This window comes from Streptomyces sp. NPDC051104 (assembly GCF_040682835.1).
GTDB lineage: Bacteria > Actinomycetota > Actinomycetes > Streptomycetales > Streptomycetaceae > Streptomyces > Streptomyces cynarae.
The window spans coordinates 25,126-42,873 of sequence record NZ_JBFBBS010000008.1; the positions used below are offsets into that span (position 1 = coordinate 25,126).

General features: G+C 70.9%; 12 protein-coding genes and 2 pseudogenes. 11 read left to right on the forward strand and 3 right to left on the reverse strand.

Annotation, left to right across the window (positions count from 1 at the left end):
- Positions 1-17 precede the first annotated feature (17 nt).
- Together AB0N14_RS14350 and AB0N14_RS14355 are read left to right on the forward strand one after the other, a co-directional pair.
- The gene (locus tag AB0N14_RS14350) at positions 18-449 is read left to right on the forward strand and encodes a DUF742 domain-containing protein (RefSeq protein ID WP_366025961.1); all 432 of its coding nucleotides are present in this window, start codon (positions 18-20) and stop codon (positions 447-449) included.
- Positions 446-1,045 carry an ATP/GTP-binding protein gene (locus tag AB0N14_RS14355; protein WP_361978118.1) on the forward strand — a complete coding sequence of 200 codons (600 nt, stop codon included), beginning with the start codon at positions 446-448 and terminating at the stop codon, positions 1,043-1,045. The genes AB0N14_RS14350 and AB0N14_RS14355 overlap by 4 nt, the downstream gene beginning before the upstream one ends.
- A 194-nt stretch (positions 1,046-1,239) precedes the next feature.
- On the opposite strand, the pseudogene AB0N14_RS14360 reads toward AB0N14_RS14355, so the two are convergent.
- The 3 genes and pseudogenes from AB0N14_RS14360 to AB0N14_RS14370 all read right to left on the reverse strand — a co-directional run.
- Positions 1,240-1,389, reverse strand: a pseudogene (locus AB0N14_RS14360) (integrase); the annotation flags it as partial.
- Positions 1,390-1,938: 549 nt separating this feature from the next.
- A pseudogene (locus AB0N14_RS14365) lies at positions 1,939-2,351 on the reverse strand (cupin domain-containing protein).
- A 48-nt stretch (positions 2,352-2,399) separates the two neighbouring features.
- Positions 2,400-2,720: a carboxymuconolactone decarboxylase family protein gene (locus AB0N14_RS14370; protein ID WP_366025962.1), complete on the reverse strand. Its 321-nt coding sequence runs from the start codon at positions 2,718-2,720 to the stop codon at positions 2,400-2,402.
- A gap of 359 nt (positions 2,721-3,079) precedes the next feature.
- Between AB0N14_RS14370 and AB0N14_RS14375 the strand changes: the two genes are divergently transcribed.
- From AB0N14_RS14375 to AB0N14_RS14415, 9 genes are all read left to right on the forward strand, one after another.
- The gene (locus AB0N14_RS14375) at positions 3,080-3,967 is read left to right on the forward strand and encodes a helix-turn-helix transcriptional regulator (protein WP_366025963.1); all 888 of its coding nucleotides are present in this window, start codon (positions 3,080-3,082) and stop codon (positions 3,965-3,967) included.
- A gap of 701 nt (positions 3,968-4,668) precedes the next feature.
- Positions 4,669-6,147 carry a sugar transferase gene (locus AB0N14_RS14380; RefSeq protein ID WP_366025964.1) on the forward strand — a complete coding sequence of 493 codons (1,479 nt, stop codon included), beginning with the start codon at positions 4,669-4,671 and terminating at the stop codon, positions 6,145-6,147.
- Between the two features lie 73 nt (positions 6,148-6,220).
- Positions 6,221-7,537, forward strand: coding sequence for a nucleotide sugar dehydrogenase (locus tag AB0N14_RS14385; protein ID WP_366025965.1), 1,317 nt, complete (start codon positions 6,221-6,223; stop codon positions 7,535-7,537).
- Complete coding sequence (locus tag AB0N14_RS14390; protein WP_366025966.1) at positions 7,527-8,792, forward strand: glycosyltransferase family 4 protein; 1,266 nt, start codon at positions 7,527-7,529, stop codon at positions 8,790-8,792. The genes AB0N14_RS14385 and AB0N14_RS14390 overlap by 11 nt, the downstream gene beginning before the upstream one ends.
- On the forward strand, positions 8,789-10,159 hold the full coding sequence (locus tag AB0N14_RS14395; protein WP_366025967.1) for a Wzz/FepE/Etk N-terminal domain-containing protein: 1,371 nt from the start codon (positions 8,789-8,791) through the stop codon (positions 10,157-10,159). Before AB0N14_RS14390 ends, AB0N14_RS14395 begins: the two co-directional genes overlap by 4 nt.
- Positions 10,156-11,676, forward strand: coding sequence for a Wzz/FepE/Etk N-terminal domain-containing protein (locus AB0N14_RS14400; RefSeq protein ID WP_366025968.1), 1,521 nt, complete (start codon positions 10,156-10,158; stop codon positions 11,674-11,676). Before AB0N14_RS14395 ends, AB0N14_RS14400 begins: the two co-directional genes overlap by 4 nt.
- A gap of 3 nt (positions 11,677-11,679) precedes the next feature.
- Positions 11,680-13,614: an asparagine synthase (glutamine-hydrolyzing) gene (gene asnB, locus AB0N14_RS14405; protein WP_366025969.1), complete on the forward strand. Its 1,935-nt coding sequence runs from the start codon at positions 11,680-11,682 to the stop codon at positions 13,612-13,614.
- A 17-nt stretch (positions 13,615-13,631) separates the two neighbouring features.
- On the forward strand, positions 13,632-15,803 hold the full coding sequence (locus AB0N14_RS14410) for a bi-domain-containing oxidoreductase (protein ID WP_366025970.1): 2,172 nt from the start codon (positions 13,632-13,634) through the stop codon (positions 15,801-15,803).
- Positions 15,800-17,743 carry an alginate lyase family protein gene (locus tag AB0N14_RS14415; RefSeq protein ID WP_366025971.1) on the forward strand — a complete coding sequence of 648 codons (1,944 nt, stop codon included), beginning with the start codon at positions 15,800-15,802 and terminating at the stop codon, positions 17,741-17,743. The genes AB0N14_RS14410 and AB0N14_RS14415 overlap by 4 nt, the downstream gene beginning before the upstream one ends.
- Positions 17,744-17,748 lie beyond the last annotated feature (5 nt).

A 17,748-nucleotide genomic window follows, 5' to 3' on the forward strand; every position in this document is an offset into this window, starting at 1 on the left:
GAGGGGAAGGAGCGACCATGACAGCCGGCGACATGCAAGCCGACGGGGACGCCGTCACCGGGCGGGCCGCCGACCCGCTCCGACGTGCCCCCTCCGTGCGGCCGTTCCTGGTCACCGCGGGCCGGGTGGCGGGCACCACGGCCGCCACGCCGATGCCCCTGGAGACCCAGGTCGTATCGACCGTGGCGGGCATCGCGGGACTGGAACGGCTGGCCTTCGAACAACGGGACATCGTCGAGCTGTGCCGGCTGCCGCAGTCGCTCGCGGAGGTCGCGGCGCAGCTGCGGCTGCATCTGAACGTCGTCCGGGTCCTCGCCGAGGATCTGGAGTCCGCCGGGCACTTGTCGGTCTACGTGCCCAAAGCCGAGGCTGCCCACGACCTCTCCGTACTGCGCAGGGTTATCGATGGTCTGCGGGCCATTACCGACTCCCGGGAGACAATTCCGTGACACCGACCGAGACCGCGGCCCGCGGCCGCGCCGAGAAGACCGCCGCCCGGCCCCCACTGCCGGTCAAACTGGTCATCGCGGGCGGCTTCGGGGTGGGCAAGACCACGACCGTCGCCTCCATCTCCGAGATCGCCCCGCTTACCACCGAGGCGTCCATCACGGAGGTCGCGGCGGGCGTGGACGACCTCAGCCACACGCCGCGCAAGACGACCACCACGGTCGCCATGGACTTCGGCTGCATCACCATCGACTCGTCCCTGAAGCTCTACCTGTTCGGTACGCCCGGGCAGGAACGGTTCGGCTTCATGTGGGACGACCTCGTCGAGGGAGCCCTCGGCGGGCTCGTCATCGTCGACACCCGGCGGCTGGACGACTGCTACGCCGCGGTCGACTACTTCGAGCACAAGCAGATACCATTCGTCGTCGCGATCAACGCCTTCCACGGCCAGATCCAGCACAGCCTGGACGAGGTCCGCTGGGCCCTTGACATCGCCGACCAGGTCCCGCTGATCACCTTCGACGCCCGCAGGCGCGGCTCTGTACGCGACGCGCTGCTGGCCGTCCTGCAGCTGGCGCTGAAGCGGGCCGAGGGCTGACGGCCGTCGCGGCCAAGACTGCGCCCTGGTGCCGCACCGCCGGGTCGTCCAGGCGACGGTGTCGAAGCACGCCGATGGCCCGCCGGCTCAGCTGAGGGCCGGCGTTCCAGCTCACGAACAGGGCACTGTAGCCAGCCTCCATAGCTACGGCTACCTTGGCGCTGCGGGTGCCGAAACATCATCCGGTCTGCTCGGGCGGCATGTTGGTACGCGTGCAGGGTTCCGCCGAGCCGGTCTCGTCGGCGGACCTCAAGGTGCCCGATCTGCTCTGGCACGCTGATCGGTGCGGGCAGTGGGCGCAGCGGCGCGGCTTGTCCCAGGGCTCGGTGCGGTCGATGACAGTTGGCGCTGGCGGGCTGGGCGTAGCGGTTGGTGCACTCGCGCACGCCCTCTGCCAGGGGCTCCCCGGCGGCGCACTGTCGGGCCTCACCTTCGGCGAAAAACGAGCCCGCGCCATCCGACCAAATCCAAGATCCGAGCCAGCCGCGGGCCAAGGCACTACGGGCTGCCCCGATCTGCGTTCATATCTGCAGGTCAGCGGGCATCAAGCTCGTGTACCGCGAGCAGACGAAGAACATTCTTTGTTCTTACAGCCCTCAGAAGCTCGGCTTCTTCTAGAGCCTGAAGTCGGTTGCCTGGAGGCATCGTTGCGCTCCAGGCAACCCCCAAACCACGACTACAATCTGTAATCAATTGGAGTCTTCGCGCTACTGTCTGACGTCCAAGGGAGTCTCTCCCGGACCAGTCGCGGACCAAACGGCGCTGAAGGACATCACCCTACGAGCCGCCCGCTCATGAGCGCCGCGAGCCCATGAGACCGTCTCCTGGCACCGCATCGGATTGAATGCCGGGCGTGCGTCCCATCACTCACGCACCGACCGTCTCGTTGGCCCTCAGCGGGTGACGGTGGCGAGCGCTTCGGCGTACTGCTCGTCGGTCACCGGCTCCAGCCAGGTGGTGCCGTCGCCGTCGGTATCGCCGACGACCATGGCGATGTGCGCCATGAGGGTGGTGTCGGTGCCGCCGTGCCAGTGCTCCTCACCGGGCGGGCACTTGACGGTCTGGCCCGCGCTGACGCGTACGACGTCGCCGTCACGGGTGCCGACGAGGCCGACACCGTCGGTGATGTAGAGGGTCTGGCCGTTGGAGTGGGAGTGCCAGTTGGTGCGGGCACCGGGGTGAAGCGGACCAGGGCGGTCGCCAGCCGGGCCGGCTCGGCGGGGGTCTCGATCATGTTGAGGTAGACGTCCCCGGTGAAGCGTTCGGCGGGGGCCTTGGCGGTCGGGGTCTGCGTGACGATTTCCACGGAAGGTGTTCCTTGCTGTGCGGCTGCGGGGGAAGTGGTGTGCGGGTGTCAGGCGTCGCGCTCTTCGGTGAGCTTCTTGAGATGGTTGATCGCGGTCATGGCGTTGGGCCAGCCGGCGTAGAAGGCCAGGTGGGTGATGGCCTCGGAGAGCTCCTCGACGCTCAGGCCGTTCTCCAGCGCCACGCCCAGGTGATAGGGCAGCTGTTCGCTGCGGTAGAGCGCGGCGAGGACACTGACGGTCACCAGGCTGCGGTCGCGCGGTGAGAGCCCGGGGCGCTCCCATACGTCACCGAAGAGCACCTCATTGGTGACCTCGACGAGCTTGGGCGCGATCGCCTCCAGCTCCTTGGGCGCGGACTGCTTGGGCATGCTGTCACTCCTTGTTGCGTAGCGGGTCGGTCCAGCCGGGGGAAGCCGCTCGCCGGCTCGGTGGTCACTGGGCGACGTAGCCGCCGTCGACGGGCAGCGCGACGCCGACGACGAAGCCGGCGCCGGGGCTGCGCAGCCACGCGTGAAGTCGGACCGCTGTAAGCGGTCCGCGTACGACCGTCCCCGGGTCGCGAGGTGTCCGTGCGCCGGAGTCAGGCGGCCCCGTCCCCGCCGACGGACGGCCGGGGACAGCGCCTCCTCCTCCAGGTAACCCCCCTTCGTGGCGGCCGTCCAGTCACCGTCGATGGGTGTACTGGCAGTACATCCCTCGTACGGCCCGCTGCACGTACGGTCGAGGGGTGGACAACCAACAGGAGGTCCGCGAGTTCCTCACCTCGCGGCGAGCCAAGATCACCCCCGAGCAGGCCGGACTGCCATCCGGGACCCGGCGCCGCGTCCCCGGGCTGCGCCGCAGCGAGGTCGCAGCCCTCGCGGACGTGAGCGTGGAGTACTACGCCAAGCTCGAACGCGGCAATCTCGCCGGCGTCTCACCCGCCGTCCTCGAGTCCGTCGCCCGCGCCCTCCGGTTCGATGACGCCGAACGTGCCCACCTCCTCCATCTGGCCCAGGCCGCCGACGGTTCCGACACCCTCATCCGCCCCCGACGTCGACGCCCCGCCCGGCAGTGGACCCCGCACCGCAGCCTGCAGTGGACGCTCGACGCGATCACCGCAGGCCCCGCCTTCGTCCGCAACGGCCGCATGGACATCCTCGGCACCAACGCCCTCGCCCGCGCCTTCTACAGCGACGTCTACGCGAACCCCCACAACCAGGCGAACCTCGCCCGCTTCACCTTCCTGGACCCCGCGTCCCGCCGCTTCTACCCCGACTGGGGCCTGGCCGCCGACGTCACCGTCGCGATCCTGCGCACCGAGGCCGGCCGCAACCCCCACGACAAGGAGCTGCACGACCTCGTCGGCGAACTCTCCACCCGCAACGACGACTTCCGCACCCGCTGGGGCGCCCACAACGTCCGCCACCACGGCACCGGCACCAAGGACTTCCACCACGAGGCAGTCGGAGATATCACCCTCGCCTACGAGGGCCTGGAGATGGCTGCCGAACCCGGCCTCACCCTCACCATCTACACTGCAGAACCCGGCTCACCCTCTGAAGAGGGCCTGCGCCTGCTCGCTTCCTGGGCCGCGACGCAGGAAGCCCTCGCCGGGCGGCCGCGAGAGAACTGACCTCCCTCCCCGCGGCGCACCCGCAGTCCCGGAAGGTGGCGACGCCTCTTCCAGGGAGCCAGAGGTGGCCAGGAGGCAGAGGCCATTCCGGAAGCGATCCGGCCCCGGGTCTCCGGGCCGGATCGTGTCAACGGCGTAGAAGGCCCGTTGCAGCTCGCCGGTCATTACCGCGTGGAAGCCACGCCCGGGGGCCGGGCGAGCTGCTGGAGCGCGCGGCGGCGTCAAGGCACCCGTAGGCGGTGACCGATCGGCGGATCCACCCTCAAAGCTTGAACACAAATTACACACATCCTCTCTTCATACCGGCCCTGATGGTCTAGATTGACCGTGCTTCAGCTGTTCGGGCATGAGGCGAACCATTAATGATCTGTAGGTCCGGCGCTATGGAGAGCCAGCAGCCGCGTCATCGGCGCCGGACGTGGGGGTGATCAATACCTGGAGCCCGCGAGGGAGGCCTCGGGTGCGGGGAGCGCCCGAGGTGTCGACGGGTTCCCGCCCACCTCGAGAGCCTGGCAGGACATGCGAGTCCGCTGCCGCCGGGGTGGGGTTGTTCAAGTAGCTCTGACATAGCCGGGATGTCATGCGCGGGAGGCGGGGGCCTCCCGAGGGGAGGAACAGCGCGGCGCGGGAGGCGGGGGCCTCCCGAGGGGAGCAACAGTGTTGGGCGAACACGTCGAACCACTGGGGACCTGGGGGGTTCTGTGCGGCAAGGGGGACTTGTCAGCCCGTTTCCGTCGGCGCGCGGGCGTCTGGCGAACGGGGCAATCAGCCGGCCCGCGATTGCCTGGGAGCAGCGGTACAGACGTGCCGTGATCACCAGCGATACCGTGGCCACCGCCTTCGTGGTGGCGGCGATCGGCAATTTTTTCGGGGCCCGGGACGCGGCCAACTGGCACGAGAAGTGGGGAATTCTCGCCTTCGGCACCGAGCTGCTGGTGCTGGGAGCGCTGGCGGTGGGCCGGGCCTGGGCTCCGGCCGTGCTCGGTCAGGGCGCCGAGGAATTCCGAAGACTCGGACGCTCACTGTTCGCGGCGACCGTCGTACTGGCGCTGGGCGGGATAGCCCTGACCTCGCGGAACATCAAACTCTGGATCTTCGTCGCGATCCCCGCGATCGCGCTCGTCACCATGACCGCGCGGTATGTGCTGCGCCTCTCGCTGCACAAACAGCGCAAGGAAGGCCGGTGCCTGAGACCGGTGCTCGCTGCCGGGAGCCCGGCGACCGTACGCGACCTGATCGCCCGAACCCGCAAATTCCCGCACATCGGCTGGCGGGTGGAGGCGGTGTGCACGACGGACGGTCGCGGGCTGGACGGTGACCAACTGGACGGAGTGCCGGTCGTCGGTCAACTCGCGGACGTCGCCAAGCACGTCCGCCACGACGGCTACCGCGTCGTCGCGGTCACACCGGACCCGCACTGGACACCGGACCGGCTCCAGCGGCTGGCCTGGAACCTCGAAGGCAGCGACGCCGAGATGGTCGTGGCCCCCGTGCTGATGGAGGTGGCCGGCCCGCGGCTGCACGTCGACGCCGTGCTCGGGATCCCGCTGCTGCGGGTCAGCATGCCGACCTTCACCGGAGGCCGCCGGGCGATCAAGGGGGTCGTCGACCGGGCGGGCGCGGCGGTCCTGCTGGTGCTGTTCGCGCCGCTGATGGTGCTCGTCGGGCTGCTCGTGCTGGCGGACAGCCGGGGCGGGGCGTTCTACCGCCAGCGCAGAGTCGGCAAGGACGGCCGCGAGTTCACCATTCTCAAATTCCGCACCATGGTTGCCGGGGCCCACGCGGCACGTGCAGAGCTGGCCGACCTCAACGAGGGCGCAGGGCTGCTGTTCAAGCTCCGCCGGGATCCGCGGGTGACACGGGTGGGAGCAGTGCTGCGCCGGTACTCGCTCGACGAGCTCCCGCAGCTTTTCAACGTGCTCACCGGCTCGATGTCACTCGTCGGTCCGCGGCCTCCGTTGCCGGAGGAGTCCGCTGCCTACGGCCCGGACATCAGGCGGCGGCTGCTGGTCAAGCCCGGGCTCACCGGCCTGTGGCAGATCAGCGGACGCAGCGACCTGCCGTGGGAGGAGGCGGTCCGCCTCGACCTGCGGTACGTGGAGGACTGGTCGCTCGCCCTGGACACAGTGATCTTGTGGAAGACGCTGCGTGCGGTGCTCCATGGGCAGGGGGCCTATTGATGCGCGGAGGCCATCGTCCGGCCGACGTGCGGACTGCAGGCCACAAGGGCCTGCCTGGGGGGAGGAACGCGTCATGAGAGTCAGCGTTTTCGGGCTCGGCTACGTGGGCTGCGTGTCGGCCGCGTGCCTGGCCAGCATGGGCCACGAGGTCATCGGGGTGGACGTGAACCAGGTGAAGGTCGACCTGGTCAACGACGGCAAGGCCCCGGTGGTCGAGGAGCGGATCGGCGAGCTCATCGCCGAGGTCGTGCGGACCGGGGCGCTCCGCGCCACCGGCGACGTCCGCGAGGCGATCATGGGCAGCGAGGTGTCGCTGGTCTGTGTGGGCACCCCGTCGGAGCCCAACGGCAGCCTGTGCACCACGTATCTGGAGCGGGTCACCGAGCAGATCGGCGCCGCGCTGGCCGAGCGGGGCGGGCGGCAGACCGTCGTGTTCCGCAGCACCATGCTCCCGGGCACATGCCTGAACCTGCTGGTACCGATCCTGGAGAAGAACGTCGGCGGCACGGCCGGGGTGGACTTCGGGGTCGCGGTCAACCCGGAGTTCCTGCGCGAGGGCACGAGCGTGCGGGACTTCTTCGACCCGCCCAAGACCGTCATCGGCGAGCTCGACCCGGCAAGCGGCGACGCGGTGATGGCGCTGTACGACGGCCTGCCCGGCGAGGTGTTCCGGGTGCCGGTCCCGACGGCCGAGGCGATCAAGTACGCGGACAACGCGTTCCACGGCCTCAAGATCGGCTTCGCGAACGAGCTGGGCGCGGTGTGCCAGGCGCTCGGGGTGGACTCGCACCAGGTGATGGACGTGTTCCTGGCCGACCGCAAGCTGAACATCAGCCCCGCCTACCTGCGGCCCGGCTTCGCCTTCGGTGGCTCCTGCCTGCCCAAGGACCTGCGCAGCCTGGTCCACGCGGCGCAGCGGGCCGACGTCTCGGTGCCCATCCTCTCCCACGTGCTGCCCTCCAACTCCGACCATCTGCAGCGCGCGGTGGAGCTGGTCGAGCGCACCGGCAAGCGCCGGGTGGGCCTGTTCGGGCTGTCGTTCAAACCCGGCACCGACGACCTCCGCGAGAGCCCGCTCGTCGAGCTGGCGGAGAGGCTCTTCGGCAAGGGTTACGACCTGAAGATCTACGACGCCAACGTGAGCCTCTCCCGGCTGCTCGGCGCGAACCGCGAGTACATCGAGATGCGGCTGCCGCACCTCGCGCAGCTGCTCGCGGACTCCGTCGACGAGGTGCTCGAACATGCCGAGGTGTGCCTGGTCGGGACCAGAGATCCGGCCGTCCTTTCGGCGCTGCCCCATGGCGGCGGCCCGGTGATCGTCGACCTCATCCGCCTCCCCGACGCCGAGGCGCGCCGGGCCGAACCGGGGTACATGGGCCTTGCTTGGTAACGCAATCGGCGGCGACGGGTCGGACCGGCGCGCGCTGATCCTGGTGGAGAACCTGTCGGTGCCGTTCGACCGGCGGGTGTGGCAGGAGTGCACGACCCTGCGCGACGCGGGCTGGACGGTGCACGTCATCTGTCCCCGGGGGAGCAAGCGGGACACGGAGCCGGAAGCGGAGATCGATGGGGTGCGGATCCACCGCTACCCGTTGCGCGCGGCCACGGGAGGACCGGCCGGCTACCTGAGGGAGTACGGGGCGGCACTGTGGCACACGGCCCGGCTGGCCCGCAAAGTCGGCCCGGTCGACGTGGTCCACGCCTGCAACCCGCCCGACCTGCTGTTCCTGCCGGCACTGTGGCTGAAGCGGCGCGGCGCGCGGTTCGTCTTCGACCAGCACGACCTGGTGCCCGAGCTGTACCTCTCCCGGTTCGACCGCGGCGAAGACCTGCTCTACCGCGCCGTGTGCGCGCTGGAACGGCTGACCTACCAGGCCGCGGACGTCGTGCTCGCCACGAACGAGAGCTACCGGGACGTCGCGATGCGCCGTGGCGGTCGACGCCCTGCGGACGTTTTCGTGGTGCGCAGCGCACCCGCGATCGACCGGTTCCAACCCGTGCCGCCCGAGCCGGAGTTGAAGCGCGGCAAGCCTCATCTGCTGTGCTATCTGGGCGTCATGGGCCCGCAGGACGGCGTCGACTACGCCTTGCGCGCCCTCGCGAAGCTGCGCGACGAGTTCGGGCGGACCGACTGGCACGCGGTGTTCGTCGGAGCCGGCGACGCGTTCGACGCGATGGTGGAGCTGTCCCGGCGGCTCGGGCTCATGGAGCAGGTGCAGTTCACCGGGCGCATTCCGGACGCCGACCTGGTGCGCTACCTGTCCACCGCGGACGTGTGCCTCTCCCCCGACCCGCGCAATCCGCTGAACGACGTGTCGACCATGAACAAGGTCCTGGAGTACATGGCGATGGGCCGGCCGATCGTCTCGTTCGACCTCAAGGAGGCGCGCGTCTCCGCCGGTGACGCCGCCGTCTACGCGCCCGCCAACGACGAGGCCCAATTCGCCAAGCTGATCACGGTATTGCTGGACGATCCGGAGAAACGGGCCCGGATGGGCAAGATCGGCCAGGAGCGGATCAGCGGTCCGCTGTCGTGGCGCAACTCGCAAGCGTCGCTTCTCGCCGCCTACGCCGCCGCGAGCCGCGATCGAACTCCACAGTCGGCGGGCGACCCGGTCCGCACAAGGAAGAGGCAGCGGCGTTGAACGAAGACACGATCCGCCTAGTCACGATCGGGCGGATACTCCGCCGGCGTTGGCGGCTTCTCGCCGCCCTCGCCATGGTGGGCGCACTCGTCGGCTACGGCACCTCGGTAGTGGTGTTCCCGCCGCGATACACCGCGTCGGCACCGGTCCTGTTGCCGGGGCAGTGGGAAGAGCGCGAGCTGCTGACCCAGGTGGACATCGCCACCAGTTCGGCGGTGCTCGACCGCACGGCCGCCGCTCTGCACTGGTCCGCCGTCAGCGGCACCACGCTGCAGGACCGGGTGACCGCGAAGGCCGCCGACGGGAACATCATCAAGATCTCGGGTACGGCCGACACCCCGACGCGCGCACAGCATCTCTCCGACCAGGTGGCCCGGCAGTTCGTCGCCTTCGCCGCGGGGGTCGCGGGCGGCAGCACCGACCCCACGGCGGCCTCGGGGACCGAGGCCCTGCGGAAGCAGGTCGCGGAGACCAACCGCCGCATCACCGAACTGGCCAAGGCGGCCGATCCGGGACAGACCGTGGAGAGCGTGCAGGCCCGCACCCAGCTCGAGCAGCTGCGCACCTCGCTGGAGGAGGCCATGCAGAAGCTGGACGAGGCCGACCCGGCGAACAACAAGGCAGGCATGGTCGTCATGGGTCCGGCCCCCAGGCCGACCGGTGAGGCGCCGCCCACGAGGCTGCAGCTCATCGCCGGCGGGGCGCTGCTGTTCTTCCTGCTCGCGCTCATCGGCCATCTCGTCGCGGCACGGATGAAACGCCGACTGCGCACCGAACCGGAGATCGCCGCGGCGCTGGGCTCGACGCTCCTCGGCACCGTCGACGTGCCCACGGAACAGCCGGCGCACCGGCCGGAAGGCGGGGGCCCACGAGCCCGGATCCGCCGCCTCCTCGGCATGGACACGCGGTGGGACATGCCCGCCCCGCAGAAGTCCGGCGACCAGGCCGGCAGTCGGCTCCGCTACCGGCGGGTGTGCGCCCGCCTGAAGGAGCGGCTGCCGGGAGCCCAGAAGCTGCTGGTCGTCGTACCGGACGGCGACGAGACCGCCCGCCGGGCCGCGGGGCAGCTCGCCGCCGAGGCCAAGAACGGTCTGCAACTGCGAGTGGTGGAGGTCTCGGTGGACCGGCCCACAGTGCCGGACCGCGATTCCGAGTCTGGTGCCCTGGTCGTCCTCAGCGCGGGCAGCTGGACCGCGGAGGAACTCGCCGGCATCGCCGAGGCATGTGCGGACGGCAGGCACGAGGTCGTCGGCATCGTCGTCGCCGGCCTGGTCCTGGGCCGCCCCACGCGGTCCGCCGGCCAGCTTCCGGACGACGCCACCCTGACGCTCGCGGTGCCCGGCCACGGAACGGGAGGTTCAGCGTGACGACGAGCACGACTTCGGAGTCGACGGCCGCCGCCCCGCTCCTCGATCTGCAGGCACTGGTGGTGGCGGTGCGCCGGCGCCGGCGCCTGTGGAGCGCCATGGCGCTGGTCGGCCTGCTGCTCGGCGCCGCGGTGGCGATCCTGATGCCGCCGCCCCCGAGCTCGGTGACCAAGGTGCTGGTCGCGCACGAGGAGGACCAGCCGAACGACCCCGGAACGCTGATCCGCACCGACGTGGCACTGCTGCAGACCACGCGGATCGCCGATGCCGCCCTCAAGGCCCTCAAGTCCCCGGAAACACCGGCGACCTTCATGCGGGACTACAGCGGTGCCGGTCTGACCAACAACCTGCTGCAGATCACCGTGACGGGCGCCAGCGACGCGGAGGCGGAGGCCCGCGCCAAGGCGCTGGCCGACGCGTTCGTCGCGGACCATGTGCGGCGGATACAGGAAACCTCGAACGCCGAGGCCAAGGCCCTGCTCAACCAGCGCGATCGGCTGCGGAACGAACTCGCCCAGGTCAACAAGGCGATCGGAGACGGATCGACGACGACCGGCGCCAAGACGTCGGCGAATCTGGAGTCGCTCTTCGCCCGCCGGGCCGACCTCACCTCGAAGATCACCGATTTCGGCGAACGGGCCGCGGAGGCGAGCGTCGGCACGCCCCAGCTCATCGCCGGCACACAGATCGTGGACGCCCCGCACGCGGTCCGGCACTCCCTCCCCAAGGCCGCCGCCACCGACGCCGCGATCGGTCTCGTCCTCGGTCTCGTCCTCGGACTCGCGGTGGCCGCGGTCGGCGCGGTGGTGGCGGACCGCCCTGTGCTGCGCCGGGAGATCGCGGCGAACCTCGGCGCCTCGGTCATCGCGGAGCTGCCCGCCCGGTCGCCCAGACTGTGGCACCGTCGACGGAACCGGGCAGCACGCGAACGCCTCACCGGGTCCCTGGCGCGCACCGTGCGCGGCTCCGAGGAACCGCTGTCGCTGCTGGAACTGGGCTGTGCGCGCAGCACGGCCGTGATCGCCCTGGAGCTCGCCAGATCACTGGCGGCGGAGGGGCCGGTGGTCGTCATCGACGGTCTGCCCGGCTCCCGGCTCTGCGACCGCCGCCAGAAGCCAGGAGACCCGACCGTGGTCAGCGGCGAGCGTGCCGGGGCCCTGTCGCCTCAGGAGCGCGCGCTCGGCGTCGGCTCGGTGGCGCCCGGCACTGCGTGGACCGACCTGCAGTACCTCGGCACCCAGACCGTGCTCGTCGTGCGGGCCGGGCACGGCAGCGCCGCATGGCTGCACACCGTGGCGCGGCAGCTCGCCGACCAGCGCATCGCGGTGATCGGTGTGGTGCTGATCGACCCCGATCCGCGCGACCGGACCGACGGCACGCTGTGGGACGGGCTGCACACCGCCCTGCGTGCTCAGAACGACCGGTCAGCCCGGCAGAACGGGATGGGCCGGCACCGGACGGAGCGCCAGCCGATGTGGGCGGCACGGGTCCCGGACAGCGAGCAGGAGGCGCGGTAGGACATGTGTGGCATCGCAGGCACTTACCAGTGGCCGGACGGAAAGATCGTCACCGACCGGCTCACCGAGACCCTCGCCCACCGCGGCCCGGACGGCGCGGGCCGGTACGGCCATCCCGCCGGTGACGGCGAAGTGCAGCTCGGGCACCGCCGGCTCGCCATCATCGACCTGTCCGAGACCGGCGCCCAGCCGATGGTCTCGGACGGCCTCGCCCTGACGTACAACGGCGAGCTGTACAACGCGCCCGAACTGCGCGCCGAACTCGAAGCCGCCGGTGTGCGCTTCCGCGGCACCTCCGACACCGAGGTGCTCCTCGAGGCGTGGCGGCGCTGGGGCACGGACTGTCTCCCCCGGCTGCGCGGCATGTTCGCGTTCGGCATCTTCGACGAGCGGACCGGCGAGCTGGTGCTCGCCCGCGACCAGCTCGGCATCAAGCCGCTGTTCCTGCTACGGCGCGGCGAGGGCCTGGCGTTCGCGTCCGAGCTCAAGGCGCTCGCCGGCGCGACCGGCGGATCGCTGGAGGTGGATCACGCGGCGCTGGTGGCCTCGCTGCTGTACTACTGGGTGCCGGACTCACGGTGCGCGTTCCGCGAAGCGGAGAAGCTGCCGCCGGGCAGCTGGCTGAGGTGCCGGCCCGACGGCCGGGTGGAGCGGGGCCGGTTCTGGAACCTGAAGGACGTGGCCGCCGAGGGCCGGGAGCGGGCCCGGTCCGGCGAGCAGCCGGACCTGGCCGCCGTCGTCGAGGAGTCGACCCGCCGCCACCTGCTCTCCGACGTGCCTGTCGCGACCTTCCTCTCCGGCGGCCTCGACTCCAGCTACCTGACCGCGCTGGCGGCTCGCCACCAGCCCGGGATCTCCGCCTACACGATCGGGTTCCGCGCCGAGGACGCCAAGTTCGAGGCGATGCCGGACGACCTGCGCTACGCCCGGCAGGTGGCCGAGCGGTTCGGCGTCGACCTGCACGAGATCGAGATCGACCCGAACGTACTCGACCTGCTGCCGCAGATGACGTACCACCTGGACGAGCCGATCGGCGACCCCGCCGCGATCAACACGTTCCTGATCTGCTCGGCCGCCCGGGAGGCCGGGGTGAAGGTGATGCTCTCGGGGATGGGCGCCGACGAGTTGTTCGCCGGGTACCGCAAGCACCTGGCCAACCTGCTCGCGCTGCGCTACCAGCGTGTCCCGCGGCCCCTGCGGCGCGGGGTGTCCGCGGCCGTGGGCCGGCTGCCGGTCGCCACGTCCCGCCGGGGGTACCGGTCGGTGCGCTTCGCGAAGCGGTTCCTCTCCTTCGCCGATCTGCCGGAGGAGACCGCATTCCGGCGCAGCTACACCATGTACGACCAGGACGAACTGCTCGCCCTGATCGATCCGGACCTGGCCGGGACGGTCGACGATGTCCTGACCGAACACGCGGACATCTATGCGGACAACGACCTCGACGACTTCGTCAACCGAATGTGCCTGGGCGACGCCCGGATGTTCCTGCCGGGCCTGAACCTCACGTACACGGACCGCTCCAGTATGGCGGCGTCGACCGAGGTGCGGGTTCCGTACGTGGACGTCGAGGTGGTCAGGGCGGCGTTCGCCGTGCCCGGCGAACGCAAGATCGTCGGACGGCAGGGCAAGGCGGTCCTCAAGGAGGCGGCCACCTCGATCCTGCCCCGGGAGATCGTCTACCGGCCCAAGGGCCTGTTCAGCGCCCCGCTGCGTGCCTGGATGAGCCGGGATCTGGCGCCGCTGGTGCGCGAGGTGGTCAACGACGGCGAGCTCGTCCGCTCCGGGTTCCTGCGCCGCGACGCGCTGGCGCGGATGGTCGCCGAGGACGCCGCCGGGCAGCAGGACTTCTCCAAGCATCTGTGGCATGTGCTGACCCTCGAGTACTGGTATCGCGACGCGACCTCTGGGTCCGGCCAGAGCACTCGGCAAACGGCTTAGGAATCAGGGGAGTTCCGGTGAAACAGGTTGTACAGAACTACAAGAGCGGCGAGCTGGCGGTGCTCGACGTGCCGGTGCCGGGGTGCAAGCCGGGCGGTGTGCTGGTCCGCAGCGCCTTCTCGCTGATCTCCACGGGGACCGAGCTCATGAAGGTGTCCGAGGCCGGCATGTCGATGCTGGGCAAGGCCCGCTCCCGGCCGGACCAGGTGGCCAAGGTCATGCAGAGCGTGGCCACCAACGGCGTGCCCGCCACGTATCGCAAGGTGATGGGCAAGCTGGACTCCTACACGCCGCTGGGCTACTCGTTGTGCGGGGTGGTCGAGCAGGTCGGCGCCGGCATCGACGACGTGAAGGTCGGCGACCTCGTGGCCTGCGCCGGCAACGAGCACGCGCTGCACGCCGAGCTGAACTGGGTGCCGAAGAACCTCTACACCCCGGTGCCGGACGGCCTCGCGCCGCGGCACGCGGCCTTCGGCACCGTCGGGTCGATCGCGCTGCAGGGTGTCCGCCAAGGCGAGTCACGGCTCGGCGAAGTGGCGCTGGTCATCGGCCTCGGCCTGATCGGGCAGCTGGTGGTGCAGCTCCTCGCCGCCTCGGGCGTCCGCGTCGTCGGCGCCGACCCCGACCCGGCGCGCTGCGAACTCGCCGAGCGCCTGGGCGCAGCGGCCTGCGGCGATCCCGCGTCCGCGGCCGTGGAAACCGCCGTCGCCGAACTCACCGGCGGACACGGCGTGGACCAGGTGTACCTGGCCGCCGGCGGCGGCAGCAACCAACCCGTCGAGCTGGCCGCCCGGCTCTGCCGGGACCGCGGCCGGGTCGTCGACATCGGCAAGTGCCGCCTGGACCTGCCGTGGAACGCGTACTACGAGAAGGAACTCGACGTCCGGTTCTCCCGCAGTTACGGCCCCGGGCGCTACGACCCGGAGTACGAGCTCGAGGGGCGCGACTACCCGATCGGCTACGTGCGCTGGACCGAGCGCCGCAACCTGGCGTGCTTCCTCGATCTCCTCGCCCGCGGCAGCGTCGACGTGGAGCCCCTGGTCTCCCACATCGCCGACTTCGACGCCGCCGTCGAGACGTACCAGCGTCTGAAGGACGGCGACCTGAAGGCCGTGGCCGTGCTGTTCCGCTATCCCGAGCACACGGTGGAGGCGGCGGCCCCGGAAGTGGCCGTGCCTGCCGTGGACGTGAAGCGGAGTCCGGCCCGGGCCGCCAAGACGCCGGCGCGGCTCGCGTTCGTCGGCGCGGGGAACTACGCGAGTTCGATGCTGCTGCCGCACCTGGTACAGCGCGAGGGCGTCGAGATGTCGACCGTCGTCACCACGACGGCACTGTCCGCGGCCAACGCGCAGCGGAAGTTCGGCTTCGCCGAGGCGACCACCGACCTCGACGCCGTGCTCGGCGACAAGTCCATCGACGCGGTGTTCGTGGTCACCCGGCACAGCTCGCACGCCGAACTGACCCGCAAGGCACTGCTGTCCGGCAAGGCGGTGTTCGTGGAGAAGCCCCTGGCCCTCACCGAGGAGGAGCTGGCCGGCGTGCTCGCGGCGGTGGAGGAGTCCGGCAACGACCGGCTGCAGGTGGGTTTCAACCGCCGGTTCTCGCCGCTGCTGCGGGAGGCCCGGCAGCGGTTCGGGGATCGCAGCGGTCCGGCGAGCCTGCGCTACCTGGTCAACGCGGGCCGCCTGGACCACGGCAGCTGGTACCTCCGACAGGGCACCGAGGGCTCGCGGTTCGCCGGTGAGGGCGGGCACTTCATCGACACGGCGAGCTGGCTGCTCGAGGCCGACCCGGTCTCGGTGTACGCGACCGCAACGCCCGGCAACGACGACATCCAGGTCGTGCTGCGTTACCCGGACGGGTCCACCGCCACCATCAGCTACGTGACCACCGGCCCGTCCGGCTTCCCAAAGGAGACGCTGGACCTGGTCGCGGACGGCAAGGCGCTGCGGCTCGACGACTTCGTCCGCGCCTCGGTGTACGGCCGCAAGCGGTGGGTCAGTTCGCGGCTGCCCAAGGCCCGGGACAAGGGCCAGTGCGCCGAACTGGCCGCGTTCGTCAAGGCCGTGCGGACCGGCGGGCCGATGCCGGTGCCACTGGAGTCGCTGGTCGCCACCACGGCGGCCACCCTCGCGGTGCAGGCCGGTCTGGCGAGCGGCGCCCCGGTGACGCTGGCGAGGGCGCGATGACCATGAGCGCGGGCTGGTACCTCCGGCGGCTGTCCCGGATGGGACCGCAGGAGGTCGCGGGCCGGGTGGGCGACGCGGTGCGGCGGCGTCGGTGGCGGTCGGCGCCGCCCGACTCTCCGAGCGTGACCGGCGCCCGGTTCACCGCGGTCCTGCCGGCCGGGACGATCGCCGCCCTGCCTCCCGACGCCGCGAAACGCCTCGTCGCCGAGGCGGACCGGCTCATGGACGGGCACGCCGAGTACTTCGGCGTGGTCCGCGACGACCTGACCGACCCGGACTGGTGGCGCGACCCGAAGACCGGGCGCCGGGCTCCCTCGGGTTACGCCTTCGACGTGCCGTACCGCAACGAGGACGCGGTCGGGGACATCAAGCAGATCTGGGAGCCGTCCCGGCACCAGTACCTCACCCAGCTCGCCGCCGCCTACGCGATCACTGAGGACGAGCGGTACGCCGAGCGCGTGGCCGAGCATCTGCGGTCGTGGTGGGCGGCCAACCCGCCGCTGCGCGGCGTCCACTGGATCAGCGGCATCGAGCTGGGCATCCGGCTGCTGTCCTGGGTGTGGATCCGCCGGCTGCTGGACGGTTGGTCCGGCGCGGCCGGTCTGTTCGAGGCCAACCCGGTGGCGCTGAACCAGATCTGGCACCACCAGCGTTGGCTGGCCGCCTTCCCCAGCCGGGGGTCTTCGGCGAACAACCACGTCATCGCCGAGGCCGCCGGTCAGTTCGCCGCGGCCTGCGCGTTCGACTGGTTCCCCTCGTCGGGACGTTGGCGGGCCGACGCGCTGCGGTCGCTGGAGCGGCACCTGCGCGGCAACACCTACCTTTCCGGCCTCAACCGTGAGCTGGCCACCGAGTACCACGGACTCGTCCTTGAACTCGGGCTGGCCGCCGTGGCCGAGGCGGACGCCGCCGACGTACCGGTCCCCGCGTCGATCCGCCTGGTGGTGCTGCGGATGACCGACGCGCTCGCGGCCATCGTGGACAACCGGCTCCGGCCGCCGCGTCAGGGGGACGCGGACGACGGGTACGGCTTGGTCGTGGACGGCGCGGGCACCGACCGCTGGGGCTCGCTGCTGGCCACCGGGGACGCCGTGTTCGGCCGGCTCGCCTGGTGGCCGGCGGTCACCGGCACCGACGTGCGCACCCCGCTGCTGGCCGCGCTCATCGAACGCACTGAACCGTCCGTGCGCCGCCCGGCGGACCGGCCGGCGCACTTCGCCGACGCGGGCATGACCATCCTGCGCGGACCGGAGGAGATCTGGTGCCGCTGCGACGGTGGTCCGCACGGCTTCCTGTCCATCGCCGCGCATGCCCACGCGGACGCGCTGTCCGTGGAGGTCCGGCACGACGGGGTCGATGTGCTCGCCGACCCGGGGACGTACTGCTACCACGGGCAGCCCGAGTGGCGGCAGTACTTCCGGTCGACCCTCGGCCACAACACCCTGCAGCTGGACGGCGGTGACCAGTCCGTCTCCGGCGGCCCGTTCCTGTGGACCCGGCATGCCGAGAGTCGTGTCCTGACCGTGGACACATCCGGCGAGGACGTAACCCGCTGGTGTGCCGAGCACGACGGCTACGAGGGCTCCGTGCACCGCCGCCGGGTGGAGCTGACGGCCGCGCGCCGGGAGCTGCGGGTGATCGACGAGGTACGCGGCCCGCGCCGGGCCGTACGCCTGACGTTCCACCTCGGCCCGGCGATCACCGCGGACCTGGTGGGGACCCGGGCACAGCTCACCTGGACCAGGGACGGCGAAGACCGCTCCGCGGTGCTCGACCTGCCCGAGCAGCTGTCCTGGCAGGCGTATCGCGGCGAGACGGATCCTGTGCTGGGCTGGTACTCCGCCGGATTCGGGTGCAAGGAACCCGCCACCACACTGGTCGGTTCCGGCTTCACCGACGGCGCGGAGGGCTTCACCACCGTGCTCGGGTTCCGCGGCTAGGGGGG